This window comes from Amycolatopsis eburnea (assembly GCF_003937945.1).
In the GTDB taxonomy this organism is placed as follows: Bacteria; Actinomycetota; Actinomycetes; order Mycobacteriales; family Pseudonocardiaceae; genus Amycolatopsis; species Amycolatopsis eburnea.
Window position 1 is genome coordinate 26,999 of record NZ_RSEC01000021.1, and the last position, 21,280, is coordinate 48,278.

The 21,280-nt window shown below is 72.1% G+C and carries 23 protein-coding genes; 12 read left to right on the forward strand and 11 right to left on the reverse strand.

The annotated features are described in order from the left end of the window. Window positions 1-118: 118 nt before the first annotated feature. Entirely contained in the window at window positions 119-1,054 is a 936-nt protein-coding gene (locus EIY87_RS04015) for a hypothetical protein (RefSeq protein ID WP_125306285.1), read from the forward strand. A 3-nt stretch (window positions 1,055-1,057) separates the two neighbouring features. Here the strand turns inward: EIY87_RS04015 and EIY87_RS04020 are convergent, their stop codons facing one another. After that, window positions 1,058-1,768, reverse strand: a complete 711-nt coding sequence (locus EIY87_RS04020) for a DUF2306 domain-containing protein (protein ID WP_125306286.1) — start codon at window positions 1,766-1,768, stop codon at window positions 1,058-1,060. A gap of 145 nt (window positions 1,769-1,913) precedes the next feature. Here EIY87_RS04020 and EIY87_RS04025 point away from each other — a divergent pair, with 145 nt between their 5' ends. From EIY87_RS04025 to EIY87_RS04035, 3 genes are all read left to right on the forward strand, one after another. Next, complete coding sequence (locus tag EIY87_RS04025) at window positions 1,914-2,810, forward strand: GntR family transcriptional regulator (RefSeq protein ID WP_125306656.1); 897 nt, start codon at window positions 1,914-1,916, stop codon at window positions 2,808-2,810. A 38-nt stretch (window positions 2,811-2,848) separates the two neighbouring features. Then, on the forward strand, window positions 2,849-3,778 hold the full coding sequence (locus tag EIY87_RS04030; RefSeq protein ID WP_125306287.1) for an SDR family NAD(P)-dependent oxidoreductase: 930 nt from the start codon (window positions 2,849-2,851) through the stop codon (window positions 3,776-3,778). 70 nt (window positions 3,779-3,848) lie between these two features. Beyond that, complete coding sequence (locus EIY87_RS04035; RefSeq protein WP_225439692.1) at window positions 3,849-4,310, forward strand: GNAT family N-acetyltransferase; 462 nt, start codon at window positions 3,849-3,851, stop codon at window positions 4,308-4,310. On the opposite strand, the gene EIY87_RS04040 is transcribed toward EIY87_RS04035, so the two are convergent. Genes EIY87_RS04040 through EIY87_RS04050 form a run of 3 tightly spaced genes read right to left on the reverse strand, consistent with a single transcriptional unit; the run spans window position 4,307 to window position 7,136 of the window. Further along, entirely contained in the window at window positions 4,307-5,731 is a 1,425-nt protein-coding gene (locus EIY87_RS04040; RefSeq protein ID WP_125306288.1) for an FAD-dependent monooxygenase, read from the reverse strand. The genes EIY87_RS04035 and EIY87_RS04040 overlap by 4 nt on opposite strands. Before the next feature lie 10 nt (window positions 5,732-5,741). After that, window positions 5,742-6,314 carry a PadR family transcriptional regulator gene (locus tag EIY87_RS04045; RefSeq protein WP_125306289.1) on the reverse strand — a complete coding sequence of 191 codons (573 nt, stop codon included), beginning with the start codon at window positions 6,312-6,314 and terminating at the stop codon, window positions 5,742-5,744. A gap of 51 nt (window positions 6,315-6,365) precedes the next feature. Beyond that, entirely contained in the window at window positions 6,366-7,136 is a 771-nt protein-coding gene (locus EIY87_RS04050; protein WP_125306290.1) for a maleylpyruvate isomerase family mycothiol-dependent enzyme, read from the reverse strand. An 82-nt stretch (window positions 7,137-7,218) separates the two neighbouring features. Between EIY87_RS04050 and EIY87_RS04055 the strand changes: the two genes are divergently transcribed. Continuing rightward, window positions 7,219-8,376, forward strand: a complete 1,158-nt coding sequence (locus tag EIY87_RS04055; RefSeq protein WP_125306291.1) for an MFS transporter — start codon at window positions 7,219-7,221, stop codon at window positions 8,374-8,376. Here the strand turns inward: EIY87_RS04055 and EIY87_RS04060 are convergent. Then, a complete protein-coding gene (locus EIY87_RS04060) occupies window positions 8,353-8,982 on the reverse strand; it encodes a winged helix-turn-helix transcriptional regulator (protein WP_125306292.1) in 630 nt (209 codons plus the stop codon). The two genes, EIY87_RS04055 and EIY87_RS04060, sit on opposite strands and share 24 nt — an antisense overlap. Before the next feature lie 59 nt (window positions 8,983-9,041). Between EIY87_RS04060 and EIY87_RS04065 the strand changes: the two genes are divergently transcribed. Continuing rightward, window positions 9,042-9,425, forward strand: a complete 384-nt coding sequence (locus EIY87_RS04065; RefSeq protein WP_125306293.1) for a VOC family protein — start codon at window positions 9,042-9,044, stop codon at window positions 9,423-9,425. On the opposite strand, the gene EIY87_RS04070 is transcribed toward EIY87_RS04065, so the two are convergent. Genes EIY87_RS04070 through EIY87_RS04080 form a run of 3 tightly spaced genes read right to left on the reverse strand, consistent with a single transcriptional unit; the run spans window position 9,410 to window position 12,054 of the window. Continuing rightward, window positions 9,410-9,937, reverse strand: a complete 528-nt coding sequence (locus tag EIY87_RS04070) for a hypothetical protein (RefSeq protein WP_125306294.1) — start codon at window positions 9,935-9,937, stop codon at window positions 9,410-9,412. The genes EIY87_RS04065 and EIY87_RS04070 overlap by 16 nt on opposite strands. A 27-nt stretch (window positions 9,938-9,964) precedes the next feature. Next, window positions 9,965-11,095 carry a C40 family peptidase gene (locus EIY87_RS04075; RefSeq protein ID WP_125306295.1) on the reverse strand — a complete coding sequence of 377 codons (1,131 nt, stop codon included), beginning with the start codon at window positions 11,093-11,095 and terminating at the stop codon, window positions 9,965-9,967. Next, window positions 11,092-12,054 (reverse strand): nucleoside hydrolase, encoded by a 963-nt coding sequence (locus EIY87_RS04080; protein ID WP_125306296.1) that lies wholly within the window; start codon window positions 12,052-12,054, stop codon window positions 11,092-11,094. Before EIY87_RS04080 ends, EIY87_RS04075 begins: the two co-directional genes overlap by 4 nt. A 53-nt stretch (window positions 12,055-12,107) precedes the next feature. On the opposite strand from EIY87_RS04080, the gene EIY87_RS04085 reads away from it, so the two are divergent. From EIY87_RS04085 to EIY87_RS04095, 3 genes are all read left to right on the forward strand, one after another. Beyond that, window positions 12,108-12,860 (forward strand): acyltransferase, encoded by a 753-nt coding sequence (locus EIY87_RS04085; protein ID WP_086864487.1) that lies wholly within the window; start codon window positions 12,108-12,110, stop codon window positions 12,858-12,860. A gap of 43 nt (window positions 12,861-12,903) precedes the next feature. Then, on the forward strand, window positions 12,904-13,281 hold the full coding sequence (locus tag EIY87_RS04090) for a hypothetical protein (protein ID WP_125306297.1): 378 nt from the start codon (window positions 12,904-12,906) through the stop codon (window positions 13,279-13,281). Between the two features lie 183 nt (window positions 13,282-13,464). Beyond that, a complete protein-coding gene (locus tag EIY87_RS04095; RefSeq protein WP_125306298.1) occupies window positions 13,465-14,865 on the forward strand; it encodes an alpha/beta fold hydrolase in 1,401 nt (466 codons plus the stop codon). 1 nt (window position 14,866) lies between these two features. Here EIY87_RS04095 and EIY87_RS04100 read toward each other — a convergent pair whose 3' ends face one another. Both EIY87_RS04100 and ilvA read right to left on the reverse strand, forming a co-directional pair. After that, window positions 14,867-15,436: an NADAR family protein gene (locus EIY87_RS04100; protein ID WP_125306299.1), complete on the reverse strand. Its 570-nt coding sequence runs from the start codon at window positions 15,434-15,436 to the stop codon at window positions 14,867-14,869. 21 nt (window positions 15,437-15,457) lie between these two features. After that, the gene (gene ilvA, locus EIY87_RS04105; RefSeq protein ID WP_125306300.1) at window positions 15,458-16,714 is read right to left on the reverse strand and encodes a threonine ammonia-lyase IlvA; all 1,257 of its coding nucleotides are present in this window, start codon (window positions 16,712-16,714) and stop codon (window positions 15,458-15,460) included. Window positions 16,715-16,802: 88 nt separating this feature from the next. Here ilvA and EIY87_RS04110 point away from each other — a divergent pair, with 88 nt between their 5' ends. Next, the gene (locus tag EIY87_RS04110) at window positions 16,803-17,291 is read left to right on the forward strand and encodes a SigE family RNA polymerase sigma factor (RefSeq protein WP_125306301.1); all 489 of its coding nucleotides are present in this window, start codon (window positions 16,803-16,805) and stop codon (window positions 17,289-17,291) included. Then, window positions 17,288-18,277, forward strand: a complete 990-nt coding sequence (locus EIY87_RS04115; RefSeq protein ID WP_125306302.1) for a hypothetical protein — start codon at window positions 17,288-17,290, stop codon at window positions 18,275-18,277. Before EIY87_RS04110 ends, EIY87_RS04115 begins: the two co-directional genes overlap by 4 nt. Here the strand turns inward: EIY87_RS04115 and EIY87_RS04120 are convergent. After that, complete coding sequence (locus EIY87_RS04120; RefSeq protein WP_125306303.1) at window positions 18,267-19,691, reverse strand: short-chain fatty acyl-CoA regulator family protein; 1,425 nt, start codon at window positions 19,689-19,691, stop codon at window positions 18,267-18,269. The genes EIY87_RS04115 and EIY87_RS04120 overlap by 11 nt on opposite strands. A gap of 228 nt (window positions 19,692-19,919) precedes the next feature. On the opposite strand from EIY87_RS04120, the gene aceA reads away from it, so the two are divergent. Further along, complete coding sequence (aceA, locus tag EIY87_RS04125; protein ID WP_125306304.1) at window positions 19,920-21,200, forward strand: isocitrate lyase; 1,281 nt, start codon at window positions 19,920-19,922, stop codon at window positions 21,198-21,200. Window positions 21,201-21,280: the final 80 nt, after the last annotated feature.

Below are 21,280 nucleotides of genomic sequence, written 5' to 3' on the forward strand. Positions count from 1 at the left end.
ACCGTGGTGTAGACCATAGACCGAACGGGGTACCCCGATCACCCGGGGTGACGAACGGAACCGGAGATCGTCCCCGCGAGTCCCAGTCCGGCAAGGCAGAGCCGACTGAGGGAGCTCGATGAACACCTGGAAGAGGAAGGCCGCCACGCTCACGGCGAGCGTCGCGGTCGCACTGGGGACGACCGCCGTCGCCGCCGGACCCGCGTCCGCCGCGATCAGCTGCTCGGAGACGTCGAGCGGGAAGCTCGCTTCGTTCTATTCCGGCCTTTCGGCGTCCTACGCCTACGACAGCCGCTTCGCCAAGGGGCCCGCGGTCCCGGAGCTGGACACGTACACGCCGCAGGGCATCGCGACCTGGTACAGCTGGGACGGCGGCAACGACCTGCTCGTCATCGGCGCCTACCGCGCCGGCCACGACGCGCACCTGATCGGCATCGACGCGAAGACCGGCAAGCACGTCGGCACGGTCGCGATCGCCGCCACCCACGCCGGCGGCGTCGCGATCACCCAGGGCTGGGCGTTCGTGGCGGGCGAGGGCAACACGATCCGCAAGTACAAGCTGTCCGAGCTCAAGGCCGCGATGAAGAAGTCCGGCACGCCGTACCTCAAGCAGGTCGGCGAGGCGCGCAAGGTCTACGCCGCGTCGTTCCTGACCAGCTACGGCGACAACCTGTACTCGGGCAAGTTCAACGAGAACGGCCGCGACAAGATGTACCGGTACAAGGTGGGCACCGACGGCTCGCTGACCACGCAGTCCGGCGCGTACGAGGTGCCGACGAAGACGCAGGGCCTGATGGTCACCAAGTCCCGCTTCGTGTTCAGCACCTCGTACGGCAACGACAACCGCGGCAACCTCTACGTCGTCGACGCGGGCTCGCGGGACATCGACAAGGCCTCGACCCGGTGCTTCCGCTCGCCCAGCATGAACGAGGGCATCACCGAGTCGGGCGGGTACGCCTACCTCGTCTTCGAATCGGGCGCCGCGCAGTACGTCGCGAAGAACCCGCGCAACATCATCCGGAACCTCCACAAGGGCAAGGTTTCCGGGCTGTAGGGCTCACGCCGGGGACGGCGCGCGGCGGCGTCCCCGGCTCCGGGTCAGCCACCACTCGGCGGCCAGCAGCGGGAGCACCCAGCCGGTCCACGTCGTCAGGCCGGCGATCGCCTGCCCCATCGCGAGTTCGCTGCCGCCGAACGTCGTCTCCAGCTGGCCGGGCAGCACGGTGGCCCAGACGATCGCCCACACGCGGTTGCTGATGATCGACATGCACAGCGCGAAGCTGCGGACCATCCAGCGGCGGTGCTCGCCGAACCGGCGCGCCCGCGCCGTCCGGTAGCCCTGCACGGTGCAGGTGAACCAGAGCGTCGCCAGCAGGACGTTCGAGACGGCGCCGACCGGGCCGAACGGCGCCGCGAGCGCGATCGCGAACCCCGCGATCGACGCCGGGACCGCGCCGGCGAAGACGTACACGCGGCCGGTGCGGCGGTGCACCACCGGGTGCTTCTGCCGCAGCCACGGCCAGATCTGCAGCGCGCAGGTCACCATCGCGATCGTCGCGAACCCGATGTGCGTCACCAGCACCGGGTAGTACCAGGCGGTGGGCGCCGGGATGCGGGACTCCGCGGGGTTCAGCCCGAGGTACGGCGGCAGGGAGTACACCAGGAACACCGTGACGAGCAGCCCCAGCGGGAACACCCAGGGGCGGCGCCACCACGGCGTCGCCCGCCGGACTTCGCCGATGCTCGCCGCGGTTTCGGTCGTTGTCATGGGATCCCCCTGTTCTCTTACGCTGTATCCGCACCGTATGAAGCAGCTGGTGACCGCGGCAATCCTTCGTGCGGACATTGGGGGAGTACCCTGAAACCGTTCTAGGTCGAGGGACCAAGTGTTCTAGTACGGATCGAGGGTGTTCGTGGCCGAAGCGCCGTACCTGCGGATCGCGGCGGACCTGCGCCGCCGGATCTCCGCCGGCGAGCTGCGGCCCGGCGACCGCGTCCCGTCGACGCGCGCGCTGGTCCGCGAATGGGGTGTCGCGATGGCGACCGCCGCGAAAGCGCTGTCCGCGCTGGGGGAGCAGGGCTGGGTGCGCGCCGTCCCGGGCAGCGGCACCGTCGTCGCCGAGCGGACGCCGGTCAAGCCGCCGCTGGGCCGGGACGTCCTGGTGCGCGCGGCGATCGCGCTCGCCGACGCCGAGGGCCTCTCCGCGCTGTCGATGCGGCGGCTCGCCGCGGAGCTGGGCGTCGGGCCGATGGCGCTGTACCGGCACGTGCCCGACAAGGACGAACTGCTCCGGCTGATGGCCGACACGGCGCTGGGGGAGGCGGAGCTGCCGGAGCCGGGCCCGGTGCCGTGGCGGCCGCGCCTCGAGCTGGCCGCCCGCGCGCAGTGGCGCGCGTACCGGCGGCACCCGTGGCTCGCGCCGATCCTGCTGAACTCGCTCGTCCGGCCCCCGGTACTGGCGGCGGGACTGCGGCTGCTCGACTGGTCGTTGCCCGCGCTGGACGGCACCGGCCTGCGCCGCCGGGTGAAGCTGCAGGTCCTCATGACGCTCAACGGCTGGGTCGGCGGCTTGGCGGTGAGCAACGCGTTCGAGGTCCAGACCGAGCTGGACACGGGCATCACCGGCGACCAGCGGCTCGCGGCGGACCTGGCGCTGCTCACGGGGTACCTGGAGTCGGGCCGGTTCCCGGTGCTCGCCGAGGTGATGACCGGCCTCGAGGACGTCGGCATCGACGAGGCGTTCGAGTTCGGGCTGCGCCGCCAGCTCGACGGCATCGCGGTGCTGCTGGGCGAACACCAGTCGCTTTGACGGATGGCCGTTCGGGACGGCGCCGCCACGCTGGAAGCATGAGCGAGAACACGGAAGAACCCCGCCGCTACAGCCGTCGCCGCCTGCTGGCCACCGGCGGCATCGCGGCCGGCGTCGGCGCGGTGGCCGGGGTCGGGCTGGTGCAGGGCGGCGCGAAGACGCCGCAGATTGGGCCGTCGGCGGCCCGGCGGTTCGCGGGCAAGGTCGTGCTGATCACCGGCGCGACGTCGGGCATCGGCCGCGCGGCGGCCCTGCGGTTCGCGGCCGAGGGCGGCAAGGTCGGCTTCTGCGGGCGCCGCGAGAACCTCGGCGCCGCGCTCGAGCGGGAGATCCGCGCGTCGGGCGGCGAGGCGACGTACGTGCGTGCCGACGTCCGCTCGGAAGACGACGTGAAGCGCTTTGTCGACACGATCGCGGGCAAGTACGGCGGGCTGAACGTGTGCTTCAACAATGCGGGCGTGACGGTCCAGAAGCCGTTGCACGAGTACAGCGCGGCGGAGTGGGACGACGTCGTGGGCACGAACCTGCGCGGCAACTTCCTGGCGCTGAAGTACGAGGTCCCGCACCTGAAGGCGGCGGGCGGCGGCACGGTGGTCGTGACGGCGTCGTCCAACGCGCTGGCCACGGACGCGGGCCGCGCGGCGTACACGGCGTCGAAACGCGGCCTGGTCGGCCTGGTCCAGACGGCGGCGCTGGACTACGCGGCGGCCGGGATCCGCGTCAACGCTCTGGTGCCGGGCACGACGAACACGGAACTGGTGCGCCGGGCCGGCGGCGCGATGGCCCTCCCGGACCCGGTCTGGGAAGCGATGGCGGCGAACTGGGCGCTGTCGAACGTGCCGGGCCTGAAGCGGATGGCCACGGCCGACGAGATCGCGGTCTTCGCGCTGGCACTGGCGTCGGGCGACTTCCCCTACATGACCGGCGCGCAGCTGGTGATCGATGGCGGGAAGACGGCGCACGCCTAAACTGGTGCCGGTGTTGATCACCACGGAACGCCTCACGCTGCACGCGTGATCCGAAGCCTGCTTCGACGGCTTGTTCGCACTGGCCCAGCTCCCGGAGACGGTCCGCTACGTCGGCACCGGCGAGCCGTGGAGCCACGAATACACCCTGGGCAAGCACCGCGCGACGCTGTCGCACTGGGCATCGCACGGCTTCGGCTGGTTCGCGGTTTCGGCTTCCCCGGGCTCGTTCGACGGCGTGGTGTCCTTGGTCCGCCGCAGCGCCACCGAGTCGGGCTTGGGGACGCCCGCGGTGGAGATGGGCTGGTGGATCGCGCCTTCGGGCTGGGGCCGGGGGTATGCCACCGAGGCGACGTCGGCGGTGCGGGACAAGGCTTTCGAGGCAGGCTGGGCGGACCGGCTGCTGGCGGTGTACGAACCGGCGAACACGGCGTCGGCGCGGGTGGTGGCGAAGCTGGGGTTCACCCCGCACAGCAAGTTCACGCTGGACGGGCGGGTCGAGCAGCGGGCGGTGCTGGACCGCCCGCCTGGCTAAGCGGACGCCGGGACCGGCGCGTCGCCCACCCACCGCCGCACAGCCTCCGCGAGCCCGGTGTCGTCCGTACCCTCGGTCACCCAGGCAACATGCCCGTCCGGCCGCAGAAGCACCCCGCCGATGTCCAAACCGGACGAAGCCGCCACCACCTCGACCTCCCCCGACCAGCCGCCGAACGCCCCGGCCAGATCCACCAGCACCGGCCGCCCGGCGTGCAGCAGCGCGGCCAAGTGCGTCGGCCGCCCCGAAACGGTCAACGGCACATCCGGCGCCAACCGCCCCAGCCAAGGGTGTTCACCGGTCTCGTACCGGGCGTCCAGCCCGGTGATGATCTCGGCCAGCGCCCGGTTCCCCGCCGGGTGCGCCGCCACCCGCCGCAGCAGGTCGGCCCACGGCTCGTCGCCCGCCTCCTCCACGGCGACCTGCGCGCGGGTGTTGGCCAGAATCCGCGCACCCGCGGCATGCCGCTCGGCGTGATACGTGTCGAGCAGCCCCGCGGGAGCCGTCCCGCGCACCGTCGCCGCCAGCTTCCAGCCGAGGTTGAACGCGTCGTCCAGCGCCACGTTCACGCCGATCGCGCCCGCCGGTGGGTGGATGTGCGCCGCGTCCCCGGCCAGCAGCACGCGACCGGACCGGTAACTCGACGCCAAGCGGGCCGCGTCGCCGAAGCGGCTCAGCCAGCGGGGTGCGCGCAGCGGAACGTGCCGTCCCAGCACCGCGTCCACCTGGGCCTGCACCAGCTCCAGCGTGACCGGCGTGTCCTTGTCCGCGGGCGGCTCGTCCTCCCGGACGACGATGCGGACGTACCCGGGGCGCGGGATCACGAACACCGTCCGGCCGTCCGGACCGGCCGAAGGTCCGTACGGCAGCTCGCATTCGACGTCGGCGAGCAGCGCGAACCAGCGCGCGGCCACGCCGGGGAAGCCGATCCCGGCCTGCTTGCGCACCGTGCTGCGCCCGCCGTCGCAGCCGGCCAGGTACCGCGCGCGGACCGTGAGTCCATTGTGGAGCGACGTGGTGACCCCGGAATCGTCCTGGGTGAAGGAAAGCAGTTCGTGGCCGCGCAGGATTTCGGCGCCGAGCTCCTGTGCCCGGGCCTCCAGGACCTCCTCGACGCGCGTTTGCGGGATGCCCAGCGAGAACGGGTGATCGGTCGCCGCGCCGTCGAGCAGCAGCGGGCCGGGCAGGCCGGTGACCGGGGCGTGCGGCACCCGGTGTCCCTCGGCGACCAGGCCGTCGGCCAGCCCGCGCCGGGCCAGCAGGTCCAGCGCGCGCGAGTTCAGGTTGAAGCCGCGGCAGTACGGCGGGCGTTCCGGGTGGCGTTCGACGATCGTGGTGCGGACGCCCGCCAGCGCGAGCTCCGCGGCGAGCAGGAGGCCGGCTGGGCCGGCGCCGGCGACGAGGACGTCGGTTTCGAGCATGGTCTTCCCCTCAGGGGTGTTCGGGCCAGGGCAGGGAGCCGGCGCGGATTTCGGCGGCCGTGCGGCGGGCCCAGTCGAGCTCGGCCTGCCAGGCGTGCCGGACGAACTCGACCTCGATCATGAACAGCCGCGGCGCGCCCTTGCCGACCGTCTCGGCCAGCGCGGTGTCGGCGCCCTCGATGCGTCCGGCGAGATGACGCGCCCGTTCCTCGAGCGCGTCGGCGGCGCGCTCCGGGCCCAGCGCGCCGAGGTAGCTCACCGCCGCGACGAACTTCGGGTACTCCGCGACCGGTTCGCGGACCAGTTCGTCGAGCCACGCGATGAACTCCTGGCGGCCGAGTTCGGTGTGCGCGTAGACGGTCCGCTCCGGCCGATTGCCCTCGCGGACGGTCTCGACCGGCTCGATCCAGCGGTGCTTCGCCAGCGACTCCACGGTGTCGTAGAGCGAGCCGGGGTTGATCTTGAAACTCGTGTCCTTGTACCGCTCGCGCAGCGTGGACGCCATTTCGTACGGGTGCATCGGGCGTTCCAGCAGCAGGCCGAGCAGGGCGAGGGCGAGGGTGTTGCGGATCTTGCGGGCCACTAGTCGCTCCCTATCAGTCGGAACCGACTATATGCCCGTCGTCAAGCCCGGCTAGAAGCGCGTGTGCGCCAGCCAGTGCCGGAACAGCTCCGCGTCGCCGGACACGCGGATCCGCGTGTCGTCCGCGGCGAGGCGTCCGCTCAGCGCGAGGAGCAGGTCGGCGGCCCGGCCTTCGACGACCACGTCGGCGGCGGCGGGCTCGTCGCTCACCTCGACCGCCGACGGCGTCCGCCGGGCCAGCCAGGCGACGTCCGGTTCGGTGGCGTGGAACAGCAGCGTCTCGCCGGTGCCCCGCAGCGGCGTCCGGTCCAGCGCCGGGTGCTGCAGCCGGGAGAAGACGGAGACCAGGCCGAGGCCTTCGGCGATGCCGTCCGCGGCGAGCTCGGCGTCGACGGCGTAGGGCGCGCCGGTGGTGAGCGCCGCGTCCGCGCGGTGGACGACCGTCTCGTGGGTCAGCCGCCGCGTCCAGAACCCGGCGCGGCGATCGGGGGTCCAGGTCGACGTCGGGGTCTCGGGGCCGACTTCGGTCACCGCGGCGACGAGCCGCGCGGCGCCGTCGCGGAGCCAATCGCCGAGGCCGGCGAACGCGGGCGGCTCGTCGATCGTGACGGCCTCGAACGGCACGTAGGCCGCCGGGCGGCTCAGGATGATCGCGGCGGACTTGTGGTACGCCACGCCGACGTGCAGGGTCAGGTCCCGCAGTGTCCACTCGGGACACGTCGGGACGCGCGAATCCGGTGCGGCGCCCGCGATCGCCGCCCCGAACCGGTCCGCTTCGCCGAGGAGTGCGACGGCCAGCCGGTCGTGGCTCAAGGTCTTCACCCCGCCACGGTAGCCCGGTCCGCGGCGGCCATGGGGTCATGATCCGCTGCCCCGAAGGGCGGCCGGTCCGTAAGGTAGCGGGGTGACGGGAGAGCTGAAACGCGCCCGCCTGGGGGTTTCGGTCGTGTTCGCGGTGTGCGGTGCCGCGTTCGCGACCTGGCTGGCCCGGGTGCCGGCGGTGCAGGAACAACTGGGTCTGAGCACGGGCGCGCTGGCGACCGGCCTCTTCGGCCTGGCCGCCGGGTCGGTGCTGGCGTTGCTGGGCGCGGGCGCGCTGCTGACCCGGATCGGCAGCCGCGCGGCGGTCGTCCTGGGCGCGGTCGTGCTGTGCGCGGGACTGCCGCTGGTCGCGTTCGCCTGGTCGGCGCCGGTGTTCGTCGCCGCGCTCGTCGTGCTCGGCGTCGGCAACAGCGTGCTCGACGTCGCGATGAACGCGCACGCCGCCCGCGTCGAGGAGGGCTACGGGCGCCCGATCTTCGCCGGGTTCCACGCCTTCTGGAACATCGGCGGCCTCGCCGGTTCGGGCGTCGACGCGCTGATGGAGGCCGCGCACGTCCCGGTGGCGGTGCACTTCCCGCTCGCCGGCGCGGCGCTGCTCGCGCTCGCGCTGTGGGCGGCCCGCACCCGGTTCCTGACCGGCGCCGACCGCGGCCAGGGCGACGCGGCGTTCGCGTGGCCGAGCCGGGCGCTGGTGCCGCTGGGCGTGATCGCGTTCTGCGGGTTCGTCGCCGAAGGCGCGGTCAACAGCTGGAGCGCGGTGTACCTCGCCGACGTCACCGGCGCGACGCCCGCGCTGGCCTCGCTGGGCTATTTCGCCTTCTCGGCGACGATGATCGCGGTCCGCCTGGTCGCCGACCGCGTCGTGGCGCGGACGGGGCCGGTCGCGTTCGTCCGCGTGGCGGCCGCGGTCGCGGTGCTCGGGTTCGCCGTGGTCCTCGCCGTGCCGTGGCCGGTCGTGGGCGTGCTCGGCTTCGCGGTGGTGGGGCTCGGCGTGGCCGGGATCGTGCCGATCGCGTGGAGCGCGGCGAGCCGGAAGCAGGCGGACGCGCCGGGCCGGGCGGTCGCGGCGGTCGCGGCCTGCGGCTACCTGGGCTTCCTGGTGGAGCCGGTGCTGGTGGGCGCGCTGGCGACCCGCGTCGGCCTGCACTGGGCGCTGTCGTCGGCGGTCGTGGTCACGTTCGGGATCGTCTTCCTGGCGCCTTCGCTGCGGGTCCGGTCACGCCAGCCGCTCGCGCAGTAGCCGCCGGAGGGCTTTCCGGTCGCCGCTCGCTTCCACCCGGCCGTCCGCGATCGCGGCGTCGAGGCCGGACGGCTTCTCGAGCAGCGCGTTCAGCGTCGGCGGGTCGGTGCGGATCGCGGCGTCCGGGTTTTCGGGTGCACCGGGCTCGACCGTCAGGCGGCCCGGCTCGGTGCGGACCGTCCACACGCGAGCGTCGAGTTCGACGCGGTAGCAGGCGGCACGGCGGGGCCGCGCGGCACCGCGGAGGAACAGCAGCACGGACGTCGTGCCCAGGTGCGCGTCCGGTGGTCGCGGAATGCCGCCGCCCCACGCCCCGAGGGCGAGCACGACGGGTTCCAGCTCGCGCCCCCAGCCGGTCAGTTCGTAGACCGTGGACCCGGCCGGCGGCGGCAGCTTCCGCCGCGCGACGACGCCGTGCCCTTCGAGTTCCCGCAGCCGGTCGGTGACGAGGTTGGAACTGGCACCCGGCAGCGCGCGCCGGACGTCGGAGAACCGCTGCGGCCCGAGGAGCAGCTCGCGCACGACGAGCAGGGCCCACCGTTCCCCGACGACGTCCAGCGCGCGGGCGATCGTGCAGGCGTCCCCGTAGCTGCGGCTCGTCGGCATGCTTTCAAAGTACAACTTAGTGGTTGTTTTTAACAACTAGAGCGGCGTACGGTGCCGGTATGAGCCGACCTGTCGTGCACTTCGAGATCATCGGACCCGACCCGGCGAGCCTGCGCGGGTACTACGGCGAGCTGTTCGGCTGGGACTTCGACACCTCGGCCCCGGTGTCACCCCAGGTGTCGGAACCCGGCTACGGCTTCGTGGAGTCGGGAACCATCCCCGGCGGCGTCGGCGGCGGCGCGGGGTACGAGAGCCACGTGGTGTTCTACGTGGGCGTCCCGGACGTCGAGGCGGCGCTGGCGGAGGCCGAGCGCCTCGGCGGCACCCGCCGGCTGGGCCCGGACCGCGCCCCGGGGCGCGACCTGGTGGTCGCCCAGTTCACCGACCCGCAGGGCAACCTGGTGGGTCTCGCGGGCCCGGCCGTCGCTCAGCCGGCTCCCTGAACATCGGCGCGGCACGCCGCCAGGAACCGGTCGCCGGCGTCGCTGATCCCCGACAGCACCCGGTCGAGGCTCTCCCGCGGCACGGCCGACGCTCCGGCGTCCAGCTCGGCGAAGATGTCGTTGACGCCGTTGCGGGCGGCCTTCCACAGCTCCTTGCCGCGCCGCCGCGGTTCTTCGGTCCCCAGCAACGCCACCTGGTTGTGCGCCTTGCGCAGCTCGGAGCGCCGCTCGCGCCACCGGGCCTCGATCTCGGCCCGGTTCTCGGGCAGCTTGAGGAACTCCGACCGGACGAGCTGGAAGGCTTCTTCGCTCGCCGCCGACAAGCTCGCGTAAGCCTTCACGCGCTCGTCGCGCAGCCAGCCGGCGTGGTCCGCCGCGCGCTTGCGCTCTTCGGCGCGCTGGGCCGCCTTCAGCTTGCGGCTTTCGACGAACGTGGTGGTGAGCAAGGTGAGCACGACCCCGCCCAGCGTGGCCCCCACGGTGATCAGCTGCGTGGTCGTCCCCGAGTCCATGACGGGATTCTCCCAGCCCGGCCCCGGTCAGGCCGTCGGGCGGCCGGCTCCCGCGTAGTCGTCGCCGTCCTTGCGGTACGAGTGGACCTGGACCGCCTGGCCGGTCTGCGGCGCGTCGATCATCTGCTGGTTGCCGATGTACAGCCCGACGTGGTGGATCTTCGTCGACGGCTCGCCGTAGAAGATCAGGTCGCCCAGTTGCGGGTCGGTCACGTGCGGGACGCTCCGGAACTGCGTGTCGGCCGTGCGCATCAGCTTGACCCCGGCGCTCGCGTACGCCGCCGTCGTCAGGCCCGAGCAGTCGAAGCCCGGGTCGTTGCCGCCCGTGCCGTTGCCGCCCCAGATGTAGGGGAGGCCGATCTTGTCGATGGCGAAGTTGACCGCGCTCAGCACGGCCGCGTTCGGCGCCGCCGCGCCCTGGCCGACCGTGCCGTAGACGTTGACCGTCGCCAGCGTGCGGTGCAGGAACAGCGGCGCCGCCTGCAGCGTGCTGACCGAGTCCCACCACACCTGGCCCTGGGACAGGTCGTGACCATCGGCGCAGAGCGCGCGGCCGGTGGTCAGCGCGGCGTCGTCGATGTTCTGGACATCGGGCTTCCCGCCCGCGTAGCTCGCCTGGTACCTGCCCCAGATCGCCGGGGACAGCTGCAGCGGCCCGGCGGCGTTCGCCGTCGAGACGACCTTGTTGTAGAAGTCGCGCACCTCGATGGTGCCGAGCGCCTTGTCCAGCACGCCGGTGGCGCCGAACTGCCCGCCCTGGGCCCGCCCGTGGTCCGTGGTCACTTTTCCGACCGCGGCCAGCGTCACCCAGGAAAGGTGGCACCCGGGGACGTCCTTGCCGAGCTTCGTCGTCGCCTTCGCGTAGCCGACCATCGCGCGCAGCGGGATGTCGAGCCACTGGCTGGTCTTGGACGCCCAGGCGTCGAACTCGCTCGCCTCCGGCACCTTCGGCGGCGTCGACGTCTGGGGTGGCGTGGTCGTTTTCGCGACAGACGGCGTTGGCGTGCCCGTCGCGGCCGCGTTCGCCGGCTCCTGCTGCTGCTTCGGCGCGAACTGCACCCCGACCACCAGCGCGGCGGCGACCACGACCACCGCGGCGACCACGACGGCGGCCTTCCGGCGGCGGGGCTCGGGGGTCTCCTCGGGCGCTTCGCTCACCGCGCGGCCCCGGTCAGCCGGTCCAGGACGAAGCCGCGCAGGCCGTCGAGGTCGGTGTCCACCGCGACCTCGATCGGGCGGCCGGGGGAGAACTGCGGATCGTCCTCGCCGAGCCGCCGCCGGTCGACCAGGGTCTGCCCGCGCGCCGGGCCGAGCCCGCAGTCGACGTCGACGCGGTAGGTCTCGGTCTTGAGGATGCCCGGCGAGATCGCCTCGGCGACCGCGACGGCGTCGTGCATGACCATCCGGTCTTCGCCGAACACGCGCGTGTAGTGCTGCCGGTAGGTCGAGGTGAGGCCTTCGAGCGTGGCGCCGATCGGGCCCGACGCCGCGAGCTTCGCCAGCCATTCGCCGTCGACGGCGCAGCGGTGGGTCAGGTCGAGCGGCACGAGCACCACGGGCACGTCCTCCTCGACGAGCACCCGCCGCGCCGATTCGGGGTCGCTCCAGATGTTGAACTCGGCGGCGGTCGTGCTGTTGCCGAACGTCACGCCCCCGCCCATGATCACCAGCCGCGCGATCTTCGCCGCCGCGCCCGGGTGGGCCGCGAGCAGCGCGGCGATGTTCGTCAGCGGGCCGATCGGGGCGATGGTCACCGGCTCGTCCGACGCGTCCAGCAGGTCCGTCATCAGCCGGACGGCGTCGCGTTCGTCGAGCGGGCGGCTCGCCTCGGGCAGCGTGTAGGAGTGCCCCGACAGGCCGTCGCCGCCGTGGACCTCCTTCGCGTCGCGCGGCTTGGAGTACACCAGCGGGCGCGCCGACCCCGCGGCCACCGGCACGTCGTCCCGGCCGAAAAGCGCCAGCAGCCGTCGCGCGTTCGACGTCGTGCGGTCCAGGGGGACGTTGCCGAACACCGACGTCACGCCCAGCAGGTCGACGTCGGGCGACAGCGCGGCCAGCGCGATCGCCAGCGCGTCGTCGACGCCCGGGTCGGTGTCGATGATCAGCTTCGTGCCCATCCACGCTCCCCTTGCCTGTGAACCCGTCCCGTACACAGGTTACGGTCACGGGCATGACGTCGATGTGGGGTGCGCCCGCGCTGTCGCGGGTGCGGGCCTGGCGCCGCGCCCGGCAGGACCCGCGGCAGGCGAAGTTCCTGACCGCCGACTCGCTGCGCTGGGTGCTGCGCAACCGCGCGTACACGCCCTGGTACCTGGTCCGGTACTACCGGCTGCTGAAGTTCCGGCTCGCCAACCCGCACATCATCCTGCGCGGGATGCTCTTCCTCGGGAAGAACGTCGAGATCCACTGCCGCCCCGGCTACGGCCGCCTGGAGATCGGCCGCTGGGTCCACATCGGCGACGGCAACGCCATCCGCTGCCACGAGGGTTCGCTGCGGATCGGCGACAAGTCGGTGTTCGGCCGCCAGAACGTCATCAACTGCTACCTCGACATCGAGCTCGGCGCGGCCACCCTGGTCGCCGACTGGGTGTACATCTGTGACTTCGACCACGTCATCGCGGACATCCACGTCCCGATCAAGGACCAGGGCATCGTGAAGTCGCCGGTCCGCATCGGCCCGGACACCTGGCTCGGCACCAAGGTCAGCGTCCTCAAGGGCACCCGCATCGGCCGCGGCTCGGTACTGGGCGCCCACGCGGTCGTCCGCGGCGACATCCCGGACTACTCGATCGCGGTCGGCGCGCCGGCCCGTGTCGTGCGCAACCGCGAAGAGGACTACGCGGCCGACGCGGCCCGTCGGGAAGCCGTCGCCGACATGGCGCGGAAGGCGAACAAGGCGCTGCAGAAGACCCTCGAGCAGTAGATCTACTCAGGACGTTCGTCGCTTTTCCGGCCAGACTGGGTCCGTGGGGGAGATCCGGACCGCGTGGGTGTCGGTCGTGCTGGCGTTGTGCGCGGTGGGCCTGCTGCTCGTCGTCCCGTTCCTGGTGCTGCTGGGCTTCCTGGCGAGCATCCCGGTGTTCGGCGAGACGAGCGGCGCCGCCACCGGCTACCTGACCTGGGCGGCAGTGCTCGGCGCCGGGCTGCCGCTGGTGGGCGTGGTCGTTTCGGCGACAACGCGGCGTCGCGGCTGGACCTGGTTCTTCGCCATCTGCCTGACCCTGGCGGCGGCGGTCGCGGTGTTGTCCTGGGCCGACGACCTCCGGCATGCCCCGCCGCCACCGCCGGGGCCGCGCCACTGCGTCGAGCGCAGCGGCGGCGACACCGACTGTCCGGGCGGCTGACGCACTGCCCGCAGCCTGGCCCGCCCAGCCGTCGTCGACTTCTGCCCACGGTCCGGAAGTCGCCCAAGTCCCAGCTCGCGAGCCCTGGTCGAAATCCGGCCACGTCCCATCCCGGCCGTTCGGCGGCCACCATCGGCTGATCGGCCGATCTCCCCACCAGCCGCACCCGGCAGCCTGAGCCCCATGTCGATCACCCGGTTCACGGTCCCGCTGCTCGCCGCCGCGGCGCTGCTTCCCGTCGTCCCCGCGGTGGCCACCGCCGGTGAGGTCGCGTGGCAGCTCTGCGCCACCGTCGCGAAGGGCTGGGATCCCGGTGACCGCCGCACCGAGTGCGCGCTCGTGCCGGTTCCGCTGGACTACGCCGACCCCGGTGGTCCGAAAATCGACATCGCCGTCAGCCGGATCCGGGCGACCGGGGCGCGCACCGGGGCCGTGCTGCTGAACCCCGGGGGTCCCGGGCAGTCCGGGCTCGACATGCCTCGCAGCGTCGCCGACAGCCGCGCCGGGGGCATCGGCGTCCACCACGATCTCGTCGGCTTCGATCCCCGCGGGGTCGGCTACAGCGCCGACATCCCCTGCGCCGTCGACGTCCCGGAGCCGGACCCGGGCGTTCCCGACAAGGCGAAGGCTCGCGAAGCCGCGGAGCGGGCTGCCCGGGCCAATTGGCGTTGCGTCGCCGCGCACCCGGATTTCGTCCGGAACCTGACCACGCCCACCATCGCCCGCGACCTCGACCGCATCCGCGTCGCGCTCGGCGAGGACAAGATCGGCTACTACGGCGTCTCGTGGGGCAGCGCGCTCGGCGCGCAGTACCGGACGCTCTTCGACGACCACGTCGACAAGATGCTGCTCGACTCCGTCATGCCGCCCGACCTGAACGTCACCGCGATGGACGACGGCCAGGCGACCGCCGGCGAGAACACCTTCCACGACTTCGCCTCGTGGATCGCGAGGTACGACGCCGTTTACCGATTCGGGACCACCGAGCCCGCCGTCGCGAAAGCCCTGCTCGACCTGCGGGCCGAACGTGGCGACGTCAACGGCATGCTCGCCAACCCCCGCCGCGAATGGGCGGGCCTGGCGCGGCAGCTCGCCCAGATCCGCGACGGCGGCCCGATTTCACCCGAAAGTGCGAAGCAGCCCGGTCGGCTGGGCTGGGACGGCGAACCGCACGCGTTCAACCACTTCCAGCAGACGGCGCTCCTGTGCAACGAGTCCCCGAGCCCGCGCGACTTCGAGACCGTCTGGCAGCACCGGCTCGACCGCATGAAACGGCTCCCGGTCGCCGGCGGCTACGGGCTCTACGAACAGCTCTGCGTCGGCTGGCCCCTGCCCGCGCGGCCGTGGGCGCTGACCGCCGGCAAGAGCCCGCTGCAGCTCGTCGGCCACACCTTCGAACCCGTCACGCCGATCGGCTGGGCGTTCGCGATGCGGCAGCGGATCGGCGGCGACCTCATGACGATCGAGGACGACGTCCACGGCTCGCTCTCGGCCCTGACCTGCGCGAACGTCGCTGTCACATTTTTCGACACGGGCAAGACGACGACGGCGTCGTGCCCCGGGGCGCCGATCCCGGCGCCCTGAGTCAGATGCGGGCGCGCAGCTGCTCGCGGACCTCCATCAGGGCGAAGCCGAGCAGGTTCAGCCCGCGCCAGTAGTCCGGCTTGGTCGCGTTCTTCTCCTCGCGGGCGAGGCCCGAGCCCCAGACGAGGTCCTTCTTCGACGCCTCGACGATGACCGCGTCACCGGTGCCGAGCAGGAACCGGCGCAGGTCGCGGTGCTGCCGGAACTTGGCCAGGTTGCCGTCGACGGCGATGTCGAACCGGTGGCGCTCCCAGACGGCCGCGTCGAAGCCGTCGACCTCGCGGCCGAGCACCTTCGCCGTCTTCGGGTCGGGCGCCGAGCGGATCAGCGCCGCCTTCTCGTGGTCGCCGAACAGCTCGGCCTTGCCCGCCATCACGTAGTGCTCGGCGGTCGGGTAGACGACGCCGCCGTCCTCGAACGGGTCGAGCCACCACTGGCTCAGGCAGCTCGCGGTCACCCGCCCGGACGTCGAGGGCGCGTGCCCGTAGAACAGCAGGTATTCGGGCTCCGCACCCTCGTGGACCTTTTCGCGCAACGCCTCGACACTGCGGATCCCGTCGACCTTCACCATCCGCCTAGTGGACCACAACCCTCAGAGCAGGAAGTGGAACAGGGGGCTGCCCGGCTCGATCCGCTCCACCTGCAGCGGGCTCGCGGCCATCCGGGCCAGCAGTCCGGGCAGGTCGGACGGCCGGGCGATCTCGACGCCGACCAGCGCCGGGCCCATTTCGCGGTTGGTGCGCTTCACGTACTCGAAGCGGGTGATGTCATCCTCGGGCCCGAGGACCTGCTCGAGGAACCGCCGCAGTGCGCCCGGCTCCTGCGGGAAGCCGACCAGGAAGTAGTGCTTCAGCCCTTCGTGCATCAGCGAGCGTTCGAGGATCTCGCCGTAGCGGCTGACGTCGTTGTTGCCGCCGGAGACCACGACGACGACGGTCTGCCCCGGCTCCACCCGCACGACCGTCCCGAGCGCCGCCGCGGCCAGCGCGCCCGCGGGCTCGGCGATGATGCCGTCGGACTGGTACATCGCCAGCATCTCGGTGCAGATCGCGCCCTCGGCGACCGCGGTCAGCTCGGCGCCGCTGTCGCGGATCAGCGGGTAGGTGACCGCGCCGGCCTCGCGCACCGCGGCGCCGTCGACGAACGAGTCCAGCTCCGGCAGCCGTACCGGGTGACCGGCGGCCAGCGCCGCCGCCATGCACGCCGCGCCCGCGGGTTCGACGCCCACGACCCGGACGTCGGGGTGCCGTTCGCGCAGCCAGCTGCCGACGCCGGCGAGCAGCCCGCCGCCGCCGACGGGGACGACCACGACGTCGGGGACGAAGCCGAGCTGCTCGATCACCTCGGACGCGACCGTGCCCTGGCCGGCGACCGTGCGGACGTCGTCGAACGCCGGCACCAGAGTGGCGCCCGTGCGCTGGGCGTCTTCGTTGGCCGCGGCGAAGGCGTCTTCGTACGTTTCGCCGACGACGATGACCTCGATGTGCGCGCCGCCGAGGGCCGCGATGCGTTCGCGCTTCTGCCGCGGCGTGGTGCCCGGGACGTACACGCGGCCGTTCGCGCCGAGCCGCCGGCACGCGTACGCGACGCCCTGGGCGTGGTTGCCGGCGCTCGCGCAGACGACCCCGAGCGCGCGGGTGGCCTCGTCGAGCTGGACGATGAAGTTGTAGGCGCCGCGGATCTTGTACGACCGGACGGTCTGCAGGTCTTCGCGCTTCACCCAGACCTGGGCGTCCACCCGGGACGACAGTCGCGCGCTGGGCTCCAGCGGCGTCCGGGTCACCACCCCGGCCAGCCGCTCGGCGGCCGTTTCGATGGTCGCCGCGGTCACCGTGTCGATGTCGTGCACCCCGATGAATCTACGACTCGCGTGTCCCGGGCAACCTGGCGGGCTCCCGGGCGCATCAAAGGGGTGACGAACAGGATGGGGGACGCCGGTGGACGACTTCACCGAGTACGTGACCGCCCGCGCGGGCTGGCTGCGCAAGGTCGCGTACCTGCTCTGCGGCGACTGGCACCGGGCCGACGACCTGGTCCAGTCGGCGATCACCAGGCTCTACGCGAACTGGCCCCGGGCCTCCCGCGCGGGCAACCTGGACGGCTACGCGCGCCGGACGCTGGTCAACACGTTCCTCGCCGAACAGCGGACGTCGTGGTGGCGCCGCGTGGACCTGCGCGGCACCGAGCACGAGCGGCCGGTGCCCGGCTCGGACGTCGAAGGGGCGCTCGACCTGCGGGCCGCGCTGGACCGGCTGCCCGGCCGGCAGCGCGCGACCGTCGTCCTGCGCTACTTCTGCGACCTGCCGGTGGCGGAGACCGCGCGGGCCCTGGGCTGTTCCGAAGGCACCGTCAAGAGCCAGACCTCGAAGGCCGTGGACGCGCTCCGCGAGCTGCTGGGCGAACCGATCCGGGAGGGACGAGCATGACCGACCACGAACTGGCCACCAGGCTCAAGGAACTGGCCGACGTGCCCGCTCCGCCGTCCCGCCTCGACATCGACCGCGCCCGCCGGGCCGGGGGACGCCGCCGTCGCGCGCGGACCACGGCGCTGGTCGTGGGCTGCGCCGCGGTCGTGACGGCCGGCGGGCTGACGGCGGTGTCGCTGTTCCGCACCGACCCCGCGCCCGCGCCGCCCGCCGTCCAGCCCCAGCCGCAGCTCCAGCCCGTCGCGCCGGGGCCCACCGACAACCCGCTGGTGGCGAAGTCGAGCTTCGGCTGGCTGCCGGAGGAGATCACCGGCGTCGAATACGCCGCGGGCGGGCACGGCGACACGACGCTGGCCATCGGCCGGGGCGAGCTGGCCCCGATGATGTGGCTTTCGGTCGCGGACCGGGAGCCGCCCGCGCCGCGCGACCTCAGCGGCGAGCCGAAGTCGATCCCGCAGCGCGTGGGCGACCGCGACGGCCACTGGGTGACGGCGGACGCGAACGACCCGCTCAACCACGGCGACAGCTACCTGCGCTGGCCGACCGCCGACGGCCGCTGGGCCCAGCTGCACACGTACTACCTCGCCCGGCCCGACCTCCAGCAGGTGCTGGTGCGGGTGGCCGAAGGGGCGACGTTCGCGAACCGCGGGGTGCCGCTTCCGCTGCGCATCGCGAGCCTGCCGCCGTCGTTCCACCTGTCCGACGCCTACACCTCGCGGCGGCCGGACCAGGACGGCGTCCCCTGGAAGCTGGTGCTCCAGTACTCGGCGAACGGCGCGCTGGCGACCATCGACGTCGCCCCGCCCGGATCCACCCGCAAGGACGGTCTCGGCGTGCCGCGGTGCGTGAAGAAGAACGGGCTCGAGGCCTGCGTCGCGATCGACAAGGAGAAGGCCGCGGGCATCACGGCGCAGGAGCTGCTGAGCCGGATCACGCTCCTCGGCACGGACGAGTCGAAGTGGACGACGCACGTGCTCAGCCCTTAGGCACCGCCGGGTAGGGGACGAAGGTGCTGGTGTTCTCGTCCACGGTGAGCTGCTTGCCGATGGTCGGGAACGCGCGCTGCGAGCACGCCAGCCGTTCGCAGACTTTGCAGCCCATCCCGATCGGCGTCGCCGCGGCGGGCTCGTCCAGGTCCAGGCCGGTCGAGTAAACGAGCCGCCCGGCGTGCCGGAGTTCGCAGCCCAGGCCGACGGTGAACGTCTTGCCGGGGCTGCCGTAGCCGCCGATGTTGCGCGACACCGTGCGCGCGATCCAGAAGTAGCTCTTGCCGTCGGGCAGGGTCGCGATCTGGGTCAGGATCTTGCCCGGCTGGGTGAACGCCTCGTAGATGTTCCACAGCGGGCACGCGCCGCCGACGCGGGAGAAGTGGAACCCGGCCGCGGACTGCCGCTTCGACATGTTCCCGGCCCGGTCCACCCGCACGAACGAGAACGGCACCCCGCGCTGCTTGGGACGCTGCAGGGTGGACAGCCGGTGGCACACCGTCTCGAAGCCGACGCCGTAGTGGTCGCACAGCCGCTCGATGTCGTAGCGGAACCGTTCCGCCGTCGCCAGGAACGGGCCGTAGGGGAGGATCAGCGCGCCGGCGAAGTAGTTCGCCAGGCCGACGCGGGCGAGCGAGCGCGCGGCCGGGCCGGAGAACGCCCACGAATCGGCCAGCTCGGTGATCAGGTCGTCGTACTCGAGCAGTGCGATCTGCGAAGCCATGCGAAACGCCTGCTGCCCGACGCGCAGGCTCGGCGCCAGCCGCAGCACCCGCGTCACCGGCTCGTAGCGGTGTTGCTGACCGGCCGATTCGTCGATGCCGTCGCTGGTCACCTCGACGCCGTAGCGCTGCCAGAGCCGTTCCTTCAGCGCGCTCAGCACCTGGCCGCGCTGCAGCGGGATCTCCGCGGCCATCTTCTCGGCGCGGTCGTCCAGCTCGGCGACGTAGTTCTCGCGCTCGTAGAAGAAGTCGCGGACCTCTTCGTGCGGCAGCGGCGCGGCGGCGCTGCCGTGCAGGCCCAGGCCGTTTTCCGTGGTCAGCGCGGCGGTGCTTTCGACGGCGTTGCGGTAGCTGCGGTGCAGCTTGACCAGCGCCTGCGCGATCGCCGGCAGGTTCGTGGCCAGGTCGTTGAGCTCGCCGGTGGTGACGTCGACGCCGAGCACCTCGTCGAGCAGCGCTTCCTTGACGTCGGCGACCAGCCGGGACGTGTCGTTGTTGGCGAAGAACTCGGTGTCGACGCCGAACGCCTGCGTGATCCGCAGCAGCACCGGGACGGTCAGCGGCCGCGAGTTGTGCTCGATCTGGTTGAGGTAGCTCGGTGAGATCTCCAGCACACGGGCCAGATCGGCCTGGCTCATCGAGCGGCTTTCGCGGAGGTGGCGCAGCCGCGCGCCGGCGAAAGTCTTCTCCATTCGAGCCCTCCTTCCCGGAAGGTTTCCGGCCCTGAACGGTTACGTGAACGGTCAAGAACGCGGATTTTCGATCACTTGCGAACCGGGTGATTCGCAACCTTTGCAAAGAGCGTACGTACCCTTCGCACAAATTGGCAAATTGGACAGCTGGACCGGATTTCCCCTGGCGTGTGAGGGTCGAATCAGGCAAGGCGAGCAATCGCAAACTTCGCAACACCGGGAGATCCGATGACGGAACAGGCCAAGCAGGCGGCCGCGGAGCTGGCGGCGCAGTGGGCGAACGACCCGCGCTGGGCGGGCGTGCAGCGCTCCTACTCGGCTGAGGACGTCGTCAAGCTGCGCGGCAGCGTGGTCGAGGAGCACACCCTGGCCCGCCGCGGCGCGGAGAAGCTGTGGAACCTCCTCCACACCGAGGACTACATCCACGCGCTCGGCGCCCTCACCGGCAACCAGGCCGTCCAGCAGGTCCGCGCGGGCCTGCAGGCCATCTACCTGTCCGGCTGGCAGGTCGCGGCCGACGCCAACCTCTCCGGCCAGACCTACCCCGACCAGAGCCTCTACCCGGCCAACTCGGTGCCGGCCGTGGTCCGCCGCATCAACAACGCGCTGGGCCGCGCCGACCAGATCAACTGGGCCGAGGGCAACACCGACATCGACTGGTTCGCCCCGATCGTCGCCGACGCCGAGGCCGGCTTCGGCGGCCCGCTCAACGCGTTCGAGCTGATGAAGGGCATGATCGCGGCCGGCGCCGCGGGCGTGCACTGGGAAGACCAGCTCGCGTCCGAGAAGAAGTGCGGCCACCTCGGCGGCAAGGTGCTGATCCCGACCAAGCAGCACGAGCGCACGCTGAACGCCGCGCGGCTGGCGTCCGACGTGCTGAACGTGCCGACCCTGGTCGTCGCCCGCACCGACGCGCAGGCCGCGACGCTGCTGACCAGCGACGTCGACGAGCGCGACCAGCAGTTCCTCACCGGCGGCCGGACCGCCGAGGGCTTCTACGAGGTCCGCAACGGCATCGAGCCCTGCATCGAGCGCGGCCTGGCCTACGCCCAGTACGCCGACCTGCTCTGGATGGAGACCTCGGAGCCCGACCTCGAGGTGGCGCGCAAGTACGCCGAGGCGATCAAGGCGAAGTTCCCGGACCAGATGCTGGCCTACAACTGCTCGCCGTCGTTCAACTGGAAGAAGCACCTGGACGACGCGACGATCGCGAAGTTCCAGCGCGAGCTCGGCCACATGGGCTACAAGTTCCAGTTCATCACGCTGGCCGGCTTCCACGCGCTGAACTACTCGATGTTCGACCTGGCGCACGGCTACGCCCGCGAGGGCATGACCGCCTACGTCGACCTGCAGGAGCGCGAGTTCGCTTCGGAGAGCCGCGGCTACACCGCCACCAAGCACCAGCGCGAGGTCGGCACCGGCTACTTCGACAACGTCGCGACGGCGCTGAACCCGGAGAGCTCGACCACCGCGCTCAAGGGCTCCACCGAAGAAGCCCAGTTCCACTGATCCCGGCCGCGGCCTGACGGCGGCACCCCCCTCCCGTCGTCAGGCCGCGTCCCTCCCTTTCTTTCCTTCCCTGCACAGCT